The organism is Halobacillus sp. AWH4_228, from assembly GCF_056158365.1.
Window position 1 is genome coordinate 24,796 of record NZ_JBSWTE010000001.1, and the last position, 17,995, is coordinate 42,790.

12 protein-coding genes, 1 riboswitch and 1 other annotated feature are annotated in these 17,995 nt (G+C 49.9%); of the genes, 9 read left to right on the forward strand and 3 right to left on the reverse strand.

The annotated features are described in order from the left end of the window. Window positions 1-19 precede the first annotated feature (19 nt). From ACXADP_RS00135 to ileS, 3 genes are all read right to left on the reverse strand, one after another. Window positions 20-730: a nitroreductase family protein gene (locus ACXADP_RS00135; RefSeq protein WP_474970309.1), complete on the reverse strand. Its 711-nt coding sequence runs from the start codon at window positions 728-730 to the stop codon at window positions 20-22. A 360-nt stretch (window positions 731-1,090) separates the two neighbouring features. Beyond that, entirely contained in the window at window positions 1,091-1,510 is a 420-nt protein-coding gene (locus tag ACXADP_RS00140; RefSeq protein ID WP_474970308.1) for an RrF2 family transcriptional regulator, read from the reverse strand. Window positions 1,511-1,613: 103 nt separating this feature from the next. Continuing rightward, entirely contained in the window at window positions 1,614-4,703 is a 3,090-nt protein-coding gene (gene ileS / locus ACXADP_RS00145; RefSeq protein WP_474970307.1) for an isoleucine--tRNA ligase, read from the reverse strand. Between the two features lie 100 nt (window positions 4,704-4,803). Then, window positions 4,804-5,032: a binding site (T-box leader), on the reverse strand. Window positions 5,033-5,280: 248 nt separating this feature from the next. Between ileS and ACXADP_RS00150 the strand changes: the two genes are divergently transcribed. The 9 genes from ACXADP_RS00150 to metH all read left to right on the forward strand — a co-directional run bounded on the left by ACXADP_RS00150 (window position 5,281) and on the right by metH (window position 17,916). Next, the gene (locus ACXADP_RS00150) at window positions 5,281-6,057 is read left to right on the forward strand and encodes a class I SAM-dependent methyltransferase (RefSeq protein ID WP_474970472.1); all 777 of its coding nucleotides are present in this window, start codon (window positions 5,281-5,283) and stop codon (window positions 6,055-6,057) included. A 70-nt stretch (window positions 6,058-6,127) separates the two neighbouring features. Further along, window positions 6,128-7,453: a cytochrome ubiquinol oxidase subunit I gene (locus tag ACXADP_RS00155; protein ID WP_474970306.1), complete on the forward strand. Its 1,326-nt coding sequence runs from the start codon at window positions 6,128-6,130 to the stop codon at window positions 7,451-7,453. Window positions 7,454-7,477: 24 nt separating this feature from the next. After that, complete coding sequence (locus ACXADP_RS00160) at window positions 7,478-8,503, forward strand: cytochrome d ubiquinol oxidase subunit II (protein ID WP_474970305.1); 1,026 nt, start codon at window positions 7,478-7,480, stop codon at window positions 8,501-8,503. A 94-nt stretch (window positions 8,504-8,597) separates the two neighbouring features. Continuing rightward, window positions 8,598-9,566 carry a glutaminase A gene (glsA, locus tag ACXADP_RS00165; protein WP_474970304.1) on the forward strand — a complete coding sequence of 323 codons (969 nt, stop codon included), beginning with the start codon at window positions 8,598-8,600 and terminating at the stop codon, window positions 9,564-9,566. Then, window positions 9,556-10,002, forward strand: coding sequence for a DUF4385 domain-containing protein (locus ACXADP_RS00170; RefSeq protein ID WP_474970303.1), 447 nt, complete (start codon window positions 9,556-9,558; stop codon window positions 10,000-10,002). Before glsA ends, ACXADP_RS00170 begins: the two co-directional genes overlap by 11 nt. 108 nt (window positions 10,003-10,110) lie before the next feature. Further along, a riboswitch (SAM riboswitch) is annotated at window positions 10,111-10,221 on the forward strand. A 103-nt stretch (window positions 10,222-10,324) separates the two neighbouring features. Beyond that, window positions 10,325-11,440 (forward strand): methionine biosynthesis PLP-dependent protein, encoded by a 1,116-nt coding sequence (locus tag ACXADP_RS00175; protein WP_474970302.1) that lies wholly within the window; start codon window positions 10,325-10,327, stop codon window positions 11,438-11,440. Next, the gene (gene metC / locus ACXADP_RS00180) at window positions 11,437-12,618 is read left to right on the forward strand and encodes a cystathionine beta-lyase (protein ID WP_474970301.1); all 1,182 of its coding nucleotides are present in this window, start codon (window positions 11,437-11,439) and stop codon (window positions 12,616-12,618) included. The genes ACXADP_RS00175 and metC overlap by 4 nt, the downstream gene beginning before the upstream one ends. Beyond that, window positions 12,615-14,474, forward strand: coding sequence for a bifunctional homocysteine S-methyltransferase/methylenetetrahydrofolate reductase (locus ACXADP_RS00185; protein ID WP_474970587.1), 1,860 nt, complete (start codon window positions 12,615-12,617; stop codon window positions 14,472-14,474). Before metC ends, ACXADP_RS00185 begins: the two co-directional genes overlap by 4 nt. Further along, window positions 14,455-17,916 carry a methionine synthase gene (gene metH / locus ACXADP_RS00190; protein WP_474970588.1) on the forward strand — a complete coding sequence of 1,154 codons (3,462 nt, stop codon included), beginning with the start codon at window positions 14,455-14,457 and terminating at the stop codon, window positions 17,914-17,916. Before ACXADP_RS00185 ends, metH begins: the two co-directional genes overlap by 20 nt. Window positions 17,917-17,995 lie beyond the last annotated feature (79 nt).

Genomic DNA, 17,995 nt, shown 5'->3' on the forward strand with positions numbered 1-17,995 from the left:
TCGGAACGGCATGCTTTATTTATTCGTAACGGTTCCACTGCACCACTTCGTCCAATGGAAGACGGGTCTTTTGAAAACCAGCTTTTGTACCTTTTCCAAGGGAAATCAGCATAACAGCTTCATAGTTTTCAGGAACATTGAAAGTTTCCAGGAACTGCGCTTCATCATAACCGCCCATCGGTACGGTGTCATAGCCTTTCGCTTTTGCTGCAAGCATCAGCTGGTTGGCCACGATTCCGCCATCAATGTGAGCGATTTTCGCAAGACGCTCTGTCGGGAAGTTTCCGTAGTTATCAAAAATGCTGTTGACGTACATGTTTTTCACATCTTCAGGCATGTTGCCTTTTTCAGCAATCTGGCTGTAAATCTGGTCTGCGTTTTTATAGGCCTCACGGTCACCAAGAACAGCCACAACGACGGATGCATCGACGATCTGCTGCTGATTGCTGGCGATAGGTAGAAGCTTTTCTTTTTCCGCCTGATCTTCGATGACAAGGAATCTCCACGATTGAAGGTTACTGGAAGATGGAGCCAGAACCGCTGTTTCCAGAATCTCACGGATTTCACTTTCTTCCATTTTGAATTCAGGATCATACTGGCGGACAGAGCGGCGTTCTTTGGCTACGGTTAGAAAATCCGTATCCTCCAGCTGCTTCGGTGCTTCTTTCGTTGTATCGATTTCTTTTACTTTATTTAGGTATTCTTCTTTACTCATTGTATTTTGAGACATGATGATGCTCCTTTAAACTGTATTTATCACAAGAACAGTATATGATTTAACTGTTCCTTTGTCAACTACAGTTTATGATAACCCAAGAAAAGCCCGACATAACGTTTCGCTTCCATCCGTTTCTGTTCATAAGACCCTTTTTACGAATGGAATGGCGAGATCAACTCCAGCTTTCCGTAGTGACGCCTGTGGGAAAAAGATCCACCGATAAGCGGAACGTGACCTTACTAATCATGAGCTGAATTTGAGGGTGCCCTTTGTTGAATAAAAGGTCGTCCATTTTCCATACAAAAAACATCTCGGATTTTACAGAAAAAAAGGACTGCCGAGAATTCTCTCGACAGTCCGTCTAAAACAACATTACGATTCCTTTTGAATCAGGTCGGCAATGGTTTTCTCTTCAAGCCCGGCTACAACCCAGCTTTCCATATCATTACGGAGTTCAATCAAGGATTCCCTTGTAGAAGGCGCAAAGCATTCTTTGCCTCCGACATTAAAGAAACCCTTCGGAAAAGTTTCCGCTCTCATTGCTTCATAGACTTCTGACAGCTTTATATCTTCGGGGTCTTTCACTAAGGAATAGCCCCCTTCTCTACCTTCTTTGGCGTGAATCAATCCCGCCTTCACTAAGTGACGGAGGATCTTTCTTAAGAACACAGATTTGGATTCCAGCTTTTCGGCAAGCTTTCCACTCGGGCAGAGTCCTTCATTTTCAGCAAGGACGACAAGGGCCTGAACAGCCATCCCAAACCATCGTGTGCTTGATACCTTTTCTGCCATGATTTCACCTCTTCATCTGCTTCTTATTTTGGGACATCCTGCAAAAAAAGTCAAAACACCGGAACGGCAAAAAAGCCCCGGCCGGAGCCGGGACTTTCCATCCTTACTGTGTAAGAGCCAGTTTCAGTGTATGATCACCAACGGTATACTCTTTCATTTCCTCTTTTTCGCCGACCGTGAGCTCCTTAACGAGGACATTCTCACGAATCAGCTGTTCGTTCTGCTTAATGGCTTCCTGTACTTCTTCATCACCGGCAAGAGCGATGTCGACACGAAGATCGATCGGCAGGTCCTGCTGCTTCCGCTCATCCTGAATCACACGAATCACTTCACGGGCAAGGCCCTCAAGGCGGAGCTCTTCTGTGATGGATGTATCAAGAACGACGTGGAAGTCCTGGTTGGACCCCATGGACAGGCCGGCGTCGGCCACACGTTCCACGTTCAACAGATCCATCGGTACTTCAACCTCACCATCGGCTGTTGGCACGACTGCTTTTTCATTTTGGACAACGGCTGCGGCTTCTTCTTCCGACAGCTTTTCCAGATAGCCTTTGACGAGACCGACATTCTTACCAAGTACCGGGCCGGCTGCGCGGAAGTTCAGCTTCACTTCATAACGGACAAGATCCTCGGAAGACTGCTTAACAACAACTTCTTTGACGTTGATCTCATCACGGATGATGCTGCTGTATTCCTCCAGCGCCTTGCCCAGATCCGGGTTGACCGGAATGACGACAAGCTCAGAGAGCGGCTGTTTCGTCTTGATCGCTTCTGTATTACGCACACCACGGGCAAGCTCGACCACCTGCAGGACAGCGTCCATATCTTTTTCCAGCTGTTTATTGACGACAGCATCGTCCACTTTCGGGAAGTGGGCCAGGTGCACACTTTCACCCGTCAAGTTCTGGTAGATATCCTCAGCCAAGAACGGTGTGAACGGAGCCATCAACTGGCTCAGCTGCGTCAGCACTTCATGAAGCGTATGGTAGGCCGCTTTTTTGGACTCGGTCATGCCTTCTTCCCAGAAACGGTCACGGGAGCGGCGGATGTACCAGTTACTCACTTCATCGATATATTTCTCAAGAGCCTTCGCTCCTTTGGTGAAGTCGTAATCCTCAAGGGCTTCTTCCACGACAGCTGTCACACTGTTCAAACGGGAAAGGACCCAGCGGTCAAGCAGCGTCTTCTCCCCGGTTTCATCCTTATTGAACGTGTAGCCGTCGATATTCGCGTACAGCGTATAGAAACCGTGCGTGTTCACAAGGGTATCAATGACTTTGGACTTGGCTTCAATCACGACACGCTCAGAGAAACGTTTGTTGTTCCAAGGGGCACTGTCCGCAAGAAGCGCCCAGCGGAACGGATCGGCACCGAACTTATTGACGATGTCTGTCGGATTAAGGGCATTTCCCTTACTCTTCGACATTTTACGGCCTTCTTCATCAAGAATGTGGCCGGTGGAAAGGACGCGCTTATACGGTGCTTTGCCTGTGAACAGCGTAGAAACCGCAAGCAGGCTGTAGAACCAGCCACGTGTCTGGTCAATTCCTTCACAGATCACATCAGCCGGGAACTGCTTTTCAAACTGCTCCTGGTTTTCGAACGGGTAATGCTGCTGGGCAAACGGCATGGAACCGGAATCGAACCAGACGTCAATGACTTCCGGCACACGGTCCATCGTGCCGCCACATTTTTCACAGGAAACCTGAACACGGTCGACGTAAGGCTTGTGCAGCTCAACGTCTCCGATATCTCCGATCGCTTTTTCCTGAAGGTCCGCTTTACTGTGCGGAGCGTATTGGTGGTCACAGGAATTACACATCCAGATCGGCAGCGGTGTTCCCCAGAAACGGTTCCGACCGATGTTCCAGTCGACCATATTCTCGAGGAAGTTTCCGAAGCGTCCGTCTTTGATGTGATCCGGATGCCAGTCGACCTGCTGGTTGTTGGCAAGGAATTGATCCTTAAGCTCTGTCGTTTTGATGAACCAGCTTTCGATTGCGTAATAAAGCAGTGGTGAATCACAGCGCCAGCAGTGTGGATAGCTGTGCTCATATTTTTCTTTATGGAAAAGAAGACCTTCATTAGCCAGGTACTTCACGATATCTACATCACAGTCTTTCACGAAGCGTCCTTCGAATGGAGGGATATCTGCTGTGTAGCGTCCCTGTCCGTCTACAACGTTAAAGAAGGAAAGATTGTGTTCTTTGACGAGGTTGTAGTCATCTTCCCCGTAGGCAGGTGCGATGTGAACAACACCCGTACCGCTTTCGGCGTTGACGAAATCTGCTTCGACAACGAAATGACCACGCTCAGGCTTTACAAACGGGAATGGTGCTTCATAGGATACACCGCTGAACTCGCTTCCTTTATGCTTGGATACGACCGTATAATCTTCGCCAAGATTTTTCTCAGCAAGAGCTTCAGCAACGATGTAAACTTCGCCGTCTTTTTCTGCTTTGATGTAATCGAGATCTGCATGGACAGCCAGGGTAACGTTGGCCGGAAGTGTCCAAGGCGTCGTCGTCCAGCCAAGGAAGAATTCATTCTCTGTCCCTTTGACCTTGAACTTCGCTGTCGCGGACAAGTCTTTCACATCTTCATAGCCTTGAGCCACTTCGTGGGAGCTCAAGGTTGTCTGACAGCTCGGGCAGTACGGAGTAACCCGGTGACCCTTGGATAGCAGGTTGCGCTTATGAAGGTCACTCAGGATGTACCAGACGCTTTCAATATAACGGTCCTGAAGCGTTACATACGGATCATCCATATCGAGCCAGTACCCGATGGATTCCGTGAATTCACGCCACTCTTTTTCATAGTTGAAGACACTTTCCTTACACTTCTCGATGAACTTCTCTACACCATATTCCTCGATCTGCTGCTTTCCGGAAATGCCGAGCTGCTTTTCAACTTCCAGTTCAACCGGAAGACCATGAGTATCCCAGCCGCCCTTACGCAGCACCTGATAGCCCTGCATCGTTTTGTAACGGCCCACAAAGTCCTTGATGACCCGGCCGAGGACGTGACCCGCGTGCGGAAGTCCGTTCGCTGTCGGAGGTCCTTCATAAAAAACGAAAGTTTCTGCGCCTTCGCGCTCATTCATGGAGCGTCGGAAGACATCTTCTTGTTTCCAGTAATCTTTGACACGATTCTCGCGGTCTAAAGCCACTTCCTTCGTATTGACACTGCGCATTTCTTCCACCTCTTACCCTTTTATTTTGTATAGATAATCACATGGGACACAACTGGATACAGTTTCCCTGAAAAAAACAAAAAATCCGCCCCTGTATGAAAACAGGGACGGATGTTCATTCCGCGGTACCACCCATATTCCGTGCAGGTTCAGCCGCACGGCGCTCGGTAAAAAACGGATAACGGACGTCAGCCGGTTCCACCTACTCTCAATCATTTCAGCAGAACTTCTCAGGGATGATCTTCAACCGATTCCGCCGTCGCTTTCCACCAGCCAGCGACTCTCTACAGGTCAGGTGATCGATTTACTCTTCCCGTCAATGAAACTATACGTATCTTCTCTAATCGTACAATGGAACGTCAGGGATGTCAAAAAGTTTCTTACCCCCATCTTCGCCCATTCCCCTACGGATTATACGTGTGGATTTCACTTTACACCCCCACTGATTTTCTGTCACTTTTTACGATTGGATCTTTGATTTGTTCTGGTGATCACGGCAGATCAAAGATTGGTATTATCCAAAACCAAAGCTTCGGATTACACTATAAACAACTCCATTGAAGGAAGGGTGTCTGTGATGAAAAACGAACAGAAACGGCGTGTACAGGAAACTTTCTCAAAAAACAAAGAGGCCTATGTCCAAAGCACCACCCATAACAACCCTGATGATTTGAGACTGTTGGTCGAATGGCTGAAGCCGGAAAAACACTGGAGGGTGCTGGATACAGCTACAGGCGGCGGTCATGTGGCCAAGGCCGTGCAGCCGTTCGTGAACCGTGTTTACGCGGCGGATCTGACAAAGGAAATGCTTCAGAACACAGCCGCCCATCTTTCCGGCATGGCCAATATCGCGTTCATTATAGCGGATGCTGAAGAGCTTCCTTTTCTTGACGATTACTTCGATGCGGTCACCTGCCGGATTGCTCCCCACCACTTTCCTGAACCCGATACCTTTGTATCGGAAGTCTCCCGCGTCCTGAAACCTGGCGGCCGCTTCCTCATGATCGATAACACAGCCCCTGAAGATGATCGGCTTGATCATTTTTACAACGCTCTTGAAAAAAGGAGGGACCCCAGCCACGTCCGCGCCTTGAAGGTATCGGAATGGGAGGCCTTATTCAACGACCAATCGCTGATTGTGAAGAAACACTTGAGACGACAGAAGACCCTCCCCTTTTCGTCGTGGGTGGCCCGCACCCAGCCTTCTCCAACAGAACAGCACGCCATAGAACAGGATTTATTATCGGCCGACAGCCATACGAAAGCCTACTTTTCGATTACATCATCAGATTCAGGTGTTGAACACTTTTCCATCGACGAGTATATGGTTCTTGTAGAAAAAGGTTCCTGCTAACGAATAATCCTCCACCTCATAGGAAGAATAACCAAAGGATATTGAAACTTGTTGTGAGGTGGGAAATCAAATGGATATCGTCGTCATGGCCCGTGCCCTTTTCGGAACTTCCCTGGGCTTCCATATCATCTACGCCACTATCGGTGTAGGGCTTCCCGTGATGATCATTATTGCGGAAGTTATGTATTTCATTAAAAAAGACAGCGATTATGCCCTGCTGGCGCGAAGATGGACGAAGGCTTTCGCCATCCTGCTTGCTGTATCGATCGCATCCGGAACAATTGTCGGCGTAATGATTTCCCTGCTGTTTCCTGATTTCATGGAAATCGTCGGCCAAGTCATCGCCCTGCCGTTCCAGATGGAGATTTTCGCTTTCCTGATTGAAGCGGTTTTCATGTCGATTTATTTATATGCGGCGGACCGCCTGCCGCCGACGCTCCGTCTTGTGAGCATCATCTCTGTTGCTCTTGGAGCGACTGCGTCGGCCATACTGATTACGGATGTGCATGCCTGGATGAACACCCCGGCGGGATTCCGGATGCTGCCGGACGGGGAGATTACAGACATCGATACGTGGGCGGCCTTTTTCAACCCGAGCTTCGGCGTCACCGCCATTCACGTTACCCTTTCCGCCTACATGACGGTGGCTTTTCTTGTGGCTTCCGTAGCCGCCCTCCGCTTGATGAAATCAAAAATCACTGATCAGGAGCGGGCCTACCATAAAAAAGCGTTGATGATCGCCCTTTATTTCGGCGCGTTGATGTCTTTGGGAACAGCGATCAACGGCCACGAAACCGCTCAAATGCTGCATGAATACAACCCAAGAAAACTGGCAGCTGCCGAAGGGCTGTTCGAAACTCAGCGTTATGCCCCGCTTTCTGTCGGAGGCTACACATCCCTCGAGGACCAGCGGGTGAAGTACGCCATTGAAATTCCATACGGACTGAGCTTCCTTGCTGGTGACCGGTTTGATACCGAAGTGATCGGTCTGAATGAATACCCGCAGGAGCTGTGGCCGCCCTTGTATGTCCATATTCTGTTCAATGTCATGGTCGGCATCGGTACCGTCCTGATTGCCGTCGCTTTTGCCGCCTTGTTCTGGAAACTTGTTCTTAAAAAAGAGTTTCCCGGATGGATTCTCGCCATCCTTGTCGTCAGCGGCCCGCTGGCTCTGCTGGCGATTGAAGCCGGCTGGTGCTTCAGCTGTATCGGGCGTCAGCCGTGGACGATTACAGATGTCCTGAGAACAGGGGAAGCTGCAACAAAATCCAAAAGTGTCGGTTTTCTCTTTTACTTGTTCATGGGTTTGTACATCACTCTGTTGTTCGTCACAGGATTCGTCCTCCGGTTCTATTTCAAGAGAAACCCTGTCAGCCGGGACTTGAGCTCTCAATAAAGGCAGAGAAAGGAAGAACATTTCATGGAAGCTTCAACACTGGCCGTCACCATTTTGTGGAGCCTGCTGTTCATTTACGCAATGCTTGGCTCTCTTGATTTTGGAGCAGGGTTCTGGGGGATGATTTATGGAAAAAGTGAAGAGAAAAGCGCCTCCCAAATTGCGAACCGCTTTTTATCTCCGACGTGGGAGGTCACCAATGTATTCCTCGTCATCTTCGTCGTATCTGTGGTCACGTTTTTCCCTTATGCAACGACGCTTCTGAGCAGTGTCCTGCTTGTTCCTGTCGCGCTCGGACTGCTGCTCCTGACGATCCGCACCACCTTTATGGTGTTCCAGCACTATGCTGGGAAATTTGTCGGACTCCTTCGTGTCACCTCCGGGGTCACAGGGCTGATCATTCCTGCCCTGCTCGTTAGTATTCTCCCGATCACCCTCGGTGGGTTCATCAGTTTCGAAGATGATTATCCACGGTTGGAATACGGAGATCTTCTGACCCATCCGACGCTGTACATGCACGTATTGTTCGGCCTTTCGACAGAACTGTTCATTTCTTCCGTCTTCTTAATGGATTATGCCAAGGAAGCCGAAGATTGGGACGCGTATGATACCTTCCGGAAACATGCTCTTTGGCTCGGACCTGTCAGCATCGCCGTCGCTATGCTGACCATTGGAACGTTTCCTGAAGAAGCTGGTTGGATCGTTGATAATATTGAGCAGAACTGGCTCATCTTCGGTCTTTCCTTATTGTTTTTCCTGATCGGCTATGTTCTTTTGTTTTTGAAAAAACCGGACGGAAGAAAGGGACGGGCCCGACCTGCCGTCATCATGATCGTGCTGCAGTACGGATTCGCTATTTATGCCTACGGATCCGCCCACCTGCCGTACTTGATTTACCCTGATTTAACAGTCAGCGATGGGTTCACCAACGCGTCCACCTTCTATCCGATGCTGATCGTTTACGCCGTCGGGTTCGGAATTTTGATTCCAGCCTTCTATTTATTCTGGAGGTTGTTCCTGAAAGACCGGCGCTACTTAAAGCAGCAGTAAGCACATGCAGCCACTTCCCTGCGGGGATGGCTGCTCTTTTTTGTTTACCCACTTTCTGTAAAAGGGTACTGAACTACAAAAAAGGAGAAACGCTATGACAGAACTATCGAACTCCTATTTGGAAGAAGCCATTGAAGACAGCCGTCCCTATGCTTCTCAAGGAAAGGTGAATATGAACCTTCCTGATTACGGGGAGGCAAATAAAGACTACCTCGGCGTCAGCATCATCACGACAGACGGCTCGAGTTACAGCGCCGGGGATCATGATAAATACATTCCGATGCAGAGTACCTCAAAAGTCATCAGCTTGATGCTTGCTCTCCAGGACTTCGGAAAGGACCGTGTTTTTCAAACTGTAGGAATGGAGCCGATGGGAGATTTCTTCAATTCCATCAGCCAGCTGGAATCCTATGACACAAGCAAGCCTTTCAATCCGATGATTAACGCGGGCGCCATCGCTACAGCTTCCCTTATTAAAGGACAGAGCGTGGAAAACCGGTTCGACCGCTACATGAATTTCTTAAAGAAAATCACCAGCAACGATCATCTAGAAATGAGCGGTGAGATGTACGAAGCAGAAAAGGCGAACGGCTCGCGCAACCGTTCCCTCGCCTACTTTATGCACAGCACAGGAACCCTTGTGACCGATGTGGAAGAAGCGCTGGATTTATACTATCGTATGAATTCAGTCATGATGTGCTGTCATGACTTTGCCCGGGTCGGCTTGTTCCTTGCTAAAGGCGGTCTCGATCCAGATACGGAAGAAAGCTTGATTCCTGCCCACCACCTAAGAACCGTAAAAGCCATCATGATGACCTCCGGGATGTACAACTCCTCCGGTCACTACGCAGTCGAAGCTGGATTCCCGTGTAAAAGCGGAGTATCCGGGAGCATCATCGGTACGGTTCCTGGAAGAATGGGCATCGGTGTCGTCGGCCCTGCCATTGATGAAAAGGGAAACAGTACAGCCGGCGGCGCTTTGATCAAAAAAATGTCCAGGGACCTGAAATTAAATATGTTCGGCATAGAAAATACAGAAAGGACGAAGGACCATGCCTTTTGATTACGATCTGGATTTTGATTCCATTGATTTCAGAGAAGAACCCGGAAAATACCGCGTCGGGCGCGGAGAACAGGGGGTGCTTCTCGTCGAGCCCTACAAAAGTGAAATTCTGCAGCACTGGCGCTTCAAAACACCTGAGATCGCAAAAGAGTCGTCAGAAAAAATCTACGCCATGTTCGAAGAGTATAAGAAAAACGATGATTTTGTCGGCATGGATATGGCCCGTAAATTCCTCCAGATGGGGTATACACGCTCGCGACGGTACGCCAATTATAAAGGCGGAAAAAAATACGATGACGATGGAGATATCAATGACCGGGATATAGATGAGGAAAAAGCAGAATCAGCCCGGATTTTCGAAGAGAAATGGATCAAAGTCCGCGAAGATGAAGAATACCTTGAGAAAAAACGGGCCCACCAAAAGGAATACGGATAAAATCAGGACGTTCCGATTAAAAATTGGAAAATCTTCCGCATGCATATTGTCAAAACTTTCTGAGTAGTGTAGAGTAGTCATCAACATTTACATGAACTTACAATTATATTCTTATCAAGAGAGGCAGAGGGACTGGCCCTGTGAAGCCTCAGCAACCCCTGGTATCGACCAGAAGGGTGCTAACTCCAGCAAGTTGTTGATCAACTTGAAAGATAAGAAGAAGCCTTGGATATCCAGGACGCCTTCTTCTTAGAGAAGGCGTCCTTTTTGTTTTCACACTGCTTCCTCTCTTGATCGGTTCATAAACGAAAGGAGTATTTTTATGTGTCACACGGAAACAAAATTCGTCCAGACAGGAAACCAGCGGAACGAACCGTATGGAGCGATCAACCCACCGGTTTACTTTTCCACCCCTTACCGGCACCCAGGGCTCGGGGAATCTACAGGGTTTGATTATACGCGGACGGGCAACCCGACAAGAAAAATCCTGGAAGCCTCCATCGCCGATATCGAAGAAGGTGATGCAGGTTTTGCCTTCAGTTCCGGAATGTCCGCCATCCAGACCGTCCTCTCTCTTTTCCGCGAAGGAGATGAAATTCTCGTATCCGAAGATTTATATGGAGGGACCTACCGCTTATTTGAACATATGAAGGAGCGTTACCGTCTGCAGTTTACCTACCTGGAAAACGAAAAGCTGAATGACCTGCCTTCTTATGTGACCGAACGTACGAAAGCCGTTTACATTGAAACTCCGACAAATCCGCTCATGCACCAAACCGACATCAGGCAGATGGCCGGACTAGCAGAAAAACAAGACCTCCTGCTGATAGTCGACAACACCCTTTATACACCAGTTCTCCAGCAGCCGCTGAAGGAAGGAGCAGACGTCGTCATTCACAGCGCGACGAAATACCTGGCCGGACATAACGATGTTCTGGCCGGACTGCTTGTCAGTAAAGGCGCAGACATCAGCGAAAAGCTCGCTTTTCATCAAAATACATCCGGAGCTGTCCTGTCGCCGTTTGACTCCTGGCTCGTCATGCGCGGCATGAAAACCCTGCCTCTACGAATGAGGCAGCATGAAGGCAACGCGAAAGCCGTCGTTCAATTCCTGGAGGATCATCCATGTGTGAGTGATATTTTCTACCCAGGAAAAGGCGGCATGGTGTCCTTCCGACTAAAGGAAGAAGCCTGGATCGATCCTTTTCTAAGAGGATTGAATTTAATCAGTTTCGCGGAAAGTCTCGGAGGTGTGGAAAGCTTCATCACCTACCCCGCCACCCAGACCCACGCCGATATCCCTGAAGAAGAACGCGTCCGCTACGGCGTGTGCAATAAACTGCTCCGTTTTTCCGTAGGCGTGGAGCACATCGATGATCTTTTGAGAGATCTTCAATCTACTTTGAGTCAATTACCTAAGGAGGAATCCGTCCAATGAATACCCATTCCCTGCAGACCCGCCTGCTTCACAACGACCAGAAGTTCGATCCGCAGACCGGAGCGGTGAGTGTCCCGATCCAACAGGCCTCAACCTTTCACCAACAGGATTTTGACACACCGGGGGATTACGACTACAGCCGGTCGGGAAACCCGACAAGAACAGCGTTGGAAGAGACGATCGCCGGCCTTGAAAACGGCACGAAAGGCTTTGCTTTCGCCTCCGGAATGGCAGCGATTTCCACAGCGTTCATGCTTTTATCCAAAGGGGATCACATCGTTATAACCAAGGACGTATACGGGGGGACTTTCCGAATGATCCACGATGTTCTCCACCGCTTTGGAATCGATCACACCTTTGTTGACATGACCGATCTTCATGAAGTGGCTACAGCCATAAAGCCGAATACGAAGCTGTTATATATTGAAACTCCTTCCAATCCAACACTTGAAATCACTGATATAAGGGCAGTGGCAAAACTCGCCAAAGCGAACAACTGCCTCACCTTTGTCGATAACACCTTTATGACACCAGCCCTGCAGCGTCCGCTCGACCTTGGCGCCGATCTTGTCCTCCATAGTGCAACGAAGTTCATTGCCGGACACAGTGATGTCGTTGCCGGCTTAGCTGTGACCAACAGGGAAGATGTCGCAGAGGCTCTTTCTTTTCTACAGAATTCTTTCGGATCTATTCTGGGCGCACACGATTGCTGGCTCGTGCTCCGCGGCCTGAAGACACTCCACTGCCGAATCACCCAATCATCTCAATCAGCGGCAAAAGTCGCAGAAGCTTTATCCAGTCACCCTCTGGTCGAGCACGTGTACTACCCAGGCTTCCGCTGTCATCCGGGGAATTCCACCCACACGTATCAATCCGACGGGTATGGAGCCGTTCTATCGTTCCGCCTCCGTGACGAGGAGGCGGTCCGCCAATTCACAAAAGCGGTCGAAATTCCGGTGTATGCCGTAAGTCTTGGAGCTGTCGAGTCGATCTTATCGTACCCGGCGCGGATGTCCCATGCCTCCATGCCTAAGGAGGAACGGGCCAAACGCGGCATCACGGACGGACTGCTGCGTTTATCGGTCGGATTGGAAAAGCCGGAGGACCTGATCGCAGACTTTTCGCAGGCTTTGAACCAAATCGAACGGACTACTGAAGACAGGAGGGTGAGTATATGACATTACGTGAAGCCCTCCATAGACAAACACTGGTCGGAGACGGGGCGATGGGGACTCTTCTTTATTCCTACGGGGTCGACCAGTGTTTCGAGGAACTGAACCTTTCGCATCCAGAAGAAGTGAAAAGCGTTCATGACGCTTACGTCCAGGCAGGAGCCGATTTGATTCAAACCAATACGTACGGCGCCAATTACATCAAGCTTGGCCGTTACGGCCTCGAGGATCACGTGAAGGAGATCAATACAGCCGCTGTCCAGCTCGCAAGACATGCCGCCGGCGACAAGGCGTATGTACTCGGAACGGTCGGCGGCATCCGGGGGGTTCAGAAACAAGCTGTTTCTCTTGAGGAAATAAAACGAAGCTTCCGCGAACAACTCTACTGTCTTTTGTTTGAACAAGTGGACGGCCTTCTTTTTGAAACCTTCTATGATCTAGAGGAACTCTCCACCATTCTGTCGATCGCCCGGAAGGAAACAGACCTTCCTCTGATTGCCCAGGTATCGATGCATGAACCCGGGGTGCTGCAGGATGGTACACCACTCCCTGACGCGCTCACTCATCTGGAAAAAATCGGAGCGGACGTGACAGGCATCAACTGCCGTCTCGGCCCGTACCATATGATCCAGTCCTTAGAAGAAGTGCCCTTACCCGAAAAAGCTTTTCTATCGGTCTATCCGAATGCCAGTCTGCCGGCCTTTCAGGATGGCAGACTGGTTTATGCGACAGATCCCTCCTACTTTCAAAAAAGCGCCCGGGCGCTTTACGACCAAGGGGCGCGGATCATCGGCGGGTGCTGCGGCACAACACCGGAGCACATTGAAGCCATCGCATCCAAAGTAAAAGGAAAAGCACCGATCAAAGAAAAGATTGTAGTTGTCCGACAAAAGACCGAAACAGCCGTCCAATCCACTAAAGATCAACGACCACACCTCCATGAAGCGGCGAAGAAAGGCCGGTCCATCATTGTCGAACTGGATCCCCCGAAAAAGTTGAACATCGATCGTTTTCTTAAAGGGTCCAAAGCGCTTCAGGAAGCTGGTGTTAACTCGATCACCATTGCGGATAACTCCCTAGCCTCTCCACGAATCAGCAACTCTGTCATGGCTTCGATCATTAAAGAAAAATATGATGTCGATCCACTCGTCCATATCGCCTGCCGGGACCGCAATCTTCTCGGTCTGCAGTCCCACTTGATGGGTCTTCATACACAAGGCATCCGCCAAGTCCTGGCGGTCACCGGCGATCCCACGAAGATCGGGGATTTTCCTGGAGCGACGTCTGTCTATGATTTGTCATCTTTGGATCTCATTCACTATATTAAGCAGATGAACAGAGGCATTTCTTTTTCCGGAAATTCTCTCGGGAACCAAACATCATTCTCAGTCGCTGCAGCCTTTAATCCGAATGTAAGAAATTTGAACCGTGCCGTCGGAAGAATGAAAAAGAAAATTACCTCCGGCGCCGATTACTTTATCAGTCAGCCTGTGTTTAACGAAGAGCAGCTTCTCGAAGTCTATGAAGCGACAAAACAAGTGGAAGCCCCTCTTTACATCGGCATCATGCCGTTGACAAGCGCACGCAATGCTGAATTCCTTCACAATGAAGTGCCCGGCATCACCCTGTCTCCTTCCATACTGGAAAAAATGGAAAAAGCCGGACAGGACCGGAAACAAGCACAGGCCGAGGGCATCAGCATAGCAAAGTCCCTCATCGATACAGCGGTTGACCTGTTTAACGGCATTTACTTGATCACCCCGTTCCTCCGCTACGAGATGACGGTGGAACTAACGAAGTACATTAAACAGAAAACAAAGGAACAGGAAAGGAAGATGTCCGATGGCATCCACATGGTTTGACGAACAACTGAAAAAGAGGATTCTCATTTTGGACGGAGCCATGGGGACGATGCTTCAGGAAGCCGGCCTGAGCCCTGAGGATTTTGGCGGCGAGGACTACGACGGATGCAATGAATATTTGAACCTCACCTGCCCGGAGTTGATTGATACCATCCACACCCGGTATATGGAAGCGGGAGCGGACATTATCGAAACCAACACGTTTGGTGCGACGAGCCTTGTCCTCGATGAATACAATCTCGGTCACCTGGCTGAGGAAATCAATATCAAAGCAGCACAAATCGCTAAAACGGCTGCAGAACGAATGAGCACAGAACATCACCCCCGCTTTGTTGCAGGAGCGATGGGGCCGACGACGAAAACCTTATCCGTCACCGGTGGGACGACATTCGAGCAGCTGGCGGACACCTATGAGGAACAGGCACGCGGATTAATGAGGGGAAACGTCGACCTTCTGTTGTTGGAAACGTCCCAGGATATGCTGAATGTCAAAGCGGCCTATCTCGGGATTACACGAGCCGGTCATGCACTCGGAATCGAGCTGCCCCTTATGATTTCCGGTACGATTGAGCCGATGGGAACGACCCTTGCCGGACAAAGCATAGAAGCCTTTTATTTATCGCTGGAACATATGAATCCGGCTGTCGTCGGGTTGAACTGCGCCACAGGGCCGGAGTTTATGCGGGATCACCTGCGCTCTCTTTCGGATCTTGCTGCCACCTCCGTCAGCTGCTACCCCAATGCAGGACTGCCCGATGAAGAAGGACATTATCATGAAACCCCGGCTTCTCTCGCATCTAAAGTGGCAGGTTTTGCTGAAAAAGGATGGTTGAATATTGTCGGCGGCTGCTGTGGCACGACGCCGGATCACATTCGTGCCATAGCGGAAGCCGTCAAAGAGTACACTCCAAGAACCGCCCCGGAAGACCATGCCCACGCACTATCCGGAATCGAGCCGTTGATTTATGATGACCCCGCTGACCGCCCGATCCTTGTAGGGGAGCGGACGAACGTAATCGGGTCCAGAAAGTTCAAACGGTTGATTGCAGAAGAAAAATACGAGGAAGCGTCGGAAATTGCCCGCGCCCAAGTGAAAAAAGGAGCACAGGTCATCGATATCTGTCTCGCCGACCCGGACCGGGAGGAAATCAAGGATATGGAAGCCTTCATGAAGCAGGTCGTCAATAAGGTGAAGGTGCCTCTGGTAATCGACTCCACGGATTATCACGTCATCCGGAAAGCACTTACCTTTTCCCAGGGGAAAGTGATCATTAACTCCATCAACCTGGAGGATGGTGTAGAGCGCTTCAAAGAGGTGCTTCCCCTAGCTAAGCAGTTCGGAGCGGCACTTGTTGTCGGGACGATTGATGAAACGGGGATGGCCGTTACGGCAGAGCGGAAACTGGAAATCGCCGAACGTTCCTTTGATATTCTCGTAAACGAATACGAAATCAACCCACGTGATATTATTTTTGACCCCCTCGTCTTCCCCGTCGGTACCGGAGATGCGCAGTATATCGGGTCAGCAGAAGCGACAATTGAAGGCATCCGGTTGATGAAGCAGCACCTTCCTCTCTGCCAGACTGTCCTCGGGGTGAGTAATGTATCTTTCGGGCTTCCTCCAGTCGGCCGGGAAGTGCTGAACGCTGTCTATTTGTATCACTGTACAAAAGCGGGTCTCGATTACGCGATTGTGAATACGGAAAAGCTCGAGCGGTACGCCTCGATCGGCGGGGATGAAATCTCCCTCGCCGATGAACTGCTGTTTCATACCAATGACGCAACACTGGCAGATTTCACAGCTTTTTACCGCGGAAAGAAAAAGGAATCCAAAACGCCGACATCAACCATGACTCTTGAGGAGCGGCTCGCTCATTATGTTGTGGAAGGTACGAAGGAAGGGCTGATCCCTGATTTGAACCTCGCCCTCCAACAGTATGACACACCTCTTTCGATTATTAACGGTCCATTAATGACCGGCATGGCTGAAGTCGGCCGCTTGTTCAATGATAACCAGCTGATTGTCGCTGAGGTTCTGCAGAGTGCCGAAGTCATGAAGGCTTCCGTCGCCTACCTTGAGCCGCATATGAAAAAAGGGGATGCTTCCAATAAAAAAGGCAAGGTTCTGCTTGCGACAGTCAAAGGAGATGTTCATGACATCGGCAAAAACCTGGTCGAAATCATCTTAAGCAACAATGGTTTTGAAGTCGTCGACCTCGGAATCAAAGTGACACCCGCAGAGCTGATTCAGCAGATACAGCAAGAAAAACCGAGCATTGTCGGACTCTCCGGTCTTCTTGTGAAGTCTGCCCAGCAGATGGTATTAACCGCTCAGGACTTGAAACAGCAGAACATCCACCTGCCGATTCTTGTCGGCGGCGCTGCCCTGTCGCGGAAGTTCACCCATACAAAAATTTCACCGGAATATGGAGGGCCTGTCTTATATGCCAAGGATGCCATGGACGGGCTGGCTATATCCAATCAATTAAGCAGTGAAGACTCCAGGGAACAGTTTCTGAGTGAACAGGCTGAAAGACAGGCAGCTGCAGTCGAGCGATCGAACCGTCCAGCCCCGGAAAAAAACAGAGGCGGAGGCACAACCACGGCTGTCCGCCCAGTCTCAACGGTTGCTGCAAATGGACCCGTCTACCAGCCACATGACTTTCAGCGGCATTTGATTAGCCGACACCCAGTCGCACACGTTGAACCGTATATCAATAAGCAGATGTTGATTGGACACCACCTCGGATTAAAGGGTAGATTCGAGAAGCTGCTGGCAGAAGGAAATCAAAAAGCCGTCCATTTAAACGAAGTCGTCAATCAACTGCTGACGCAGGCCAAACAAAACAATTGGATCGAACCTTCTGCCTTATACCAGTTTTTCCCCGCGCAGTCCGACGGCGATGATGTCCTGATCTACGACCCCCGGGATCAAACCCGTCTCATGGAACGCTTTACGTTTCCAAGGCAGCAGAAAGAACCGTTCCTCTGCCTGGCAGACTATGTAAGATCCGTTTCAAGCGGAGAGATGGATTATGTCGGTTTTTTTTCAGTTACCGCAGGCAAAGGAATCAGACAGCGGTCCGTGGAACTGAAAAATAACGGCCGGTACCTGGAGAGCCATGCGCTGCAGGCACTGGCTCTGGAGACAGCCGAAGCGCTGGCTGAAAAGATTCACCAGGAAATGCGTGACCGCTGGGGATTCCCGGATGCGACAGACTTTACAATGCAGGAACGATTTTCAGCCAAATATCAGGGACAGCGGTATTCTTTCGGCTACCCGGCGTGTCCAGAGCTTGAAGATCAGAAGAAGCTGTTCCGACTTCTTCAACCAGAGGATATTGGTATTGATCTGACAGAGGAATGCATGATGGAACCGGAAGCTTCCGTAACAGCGATGGTCTTTGCCCATCCGGAAGCCCGTTACTTCAACGTTCATTAAAACGAAGCGGAAAAGCTCTATACCGATATAAAACCCGTACAGAGACCAAGATTTCTGAGTCACTGTACGGGTTTATCCT

Bases quoted from the DNA above. Each gene is read 5' to 3' on its own strand.
- ACXADP_RS00135 (WP_474970309.1), bottom strand. From the start codon at position 730: ATGTCTCAAAATACAATGAGTAAAGAAGAATACCTAAATAAAGTAAAA.
- ACXADP_RS00140 (WP_474970308.1), bottom strand. From the start codon at position 1,510: ATGGCAGAAAAGGTATCAAGCACACGATGGTTTGGGATGGCTGTTCAG.
- ileS (WP_474970307.1), bottom strand. From the start codon at position 4,703: ATGCGCAGTGTCAATACGAAGGAAGTGGCTTTAGACCGCGAGAATCGT.
- ACXADP_RS00150 (WP_474970472.1), top strand. From the start codon at position 5,281: ATGAAAAACGAACAGAAACGGCGTGTACAGGAAACTTTCTCAAAAAAC.
- ACXADP_RS00155 (WP_474970306.1), top strand. From the start codon at position 6,128: ATGGATATCGTCGTCATGGCCCGTGCCCTTTTCGGAACTTCCCTGGGC.
- ACXADP_RS00160 (WP_474970305.1), top strand. From the start codon at position 7,478: ATGGAAGCTTCAACACTGGCCGTCACCATTTTGTGGAGCCTGCTGTTC.
- glsA (WP_474970304.1), top strand. From the start codon at position 8,598: ATGACAGAACTATCGAACTCCTATTTGGAAGAAGCCATTGAAGACAGC.
- ACXADP_RS00170 (WP_474970303.1), top strand. From the start codon at position 9,556: ATGCCTTTTGATTACGATCTGGATTTTGATTCCATTGATTTCAGAGAA.
- ACXADP_RS00175 (WP_474970302.1), top strand. From the start codon at position 10,325: ATGTGTCACACGGAAACAAAATTCGTCCAGACAGGAAACCAGCGGAAC.
- metC (WP_474970301.1), top strand. From the start codon at position 11,437: ATGAATACCCATTCCCTGCAGACCCGCCTGCTTCACAACGACCAGAAG.
- ACXADP_RS00185 (WP_474970587.1), top strand. From the start codon at position 12,615: ATGACATTACGTGAAGCCCTCCATAGACAAACACTGGTCGGAGACGGG.
- metH (WP_474970588.1), top strand. From the start codon at position 14,455: ATGGCATCCACATGGTTTGACGAACAACTGAAAAAGAGGATTCTCATT.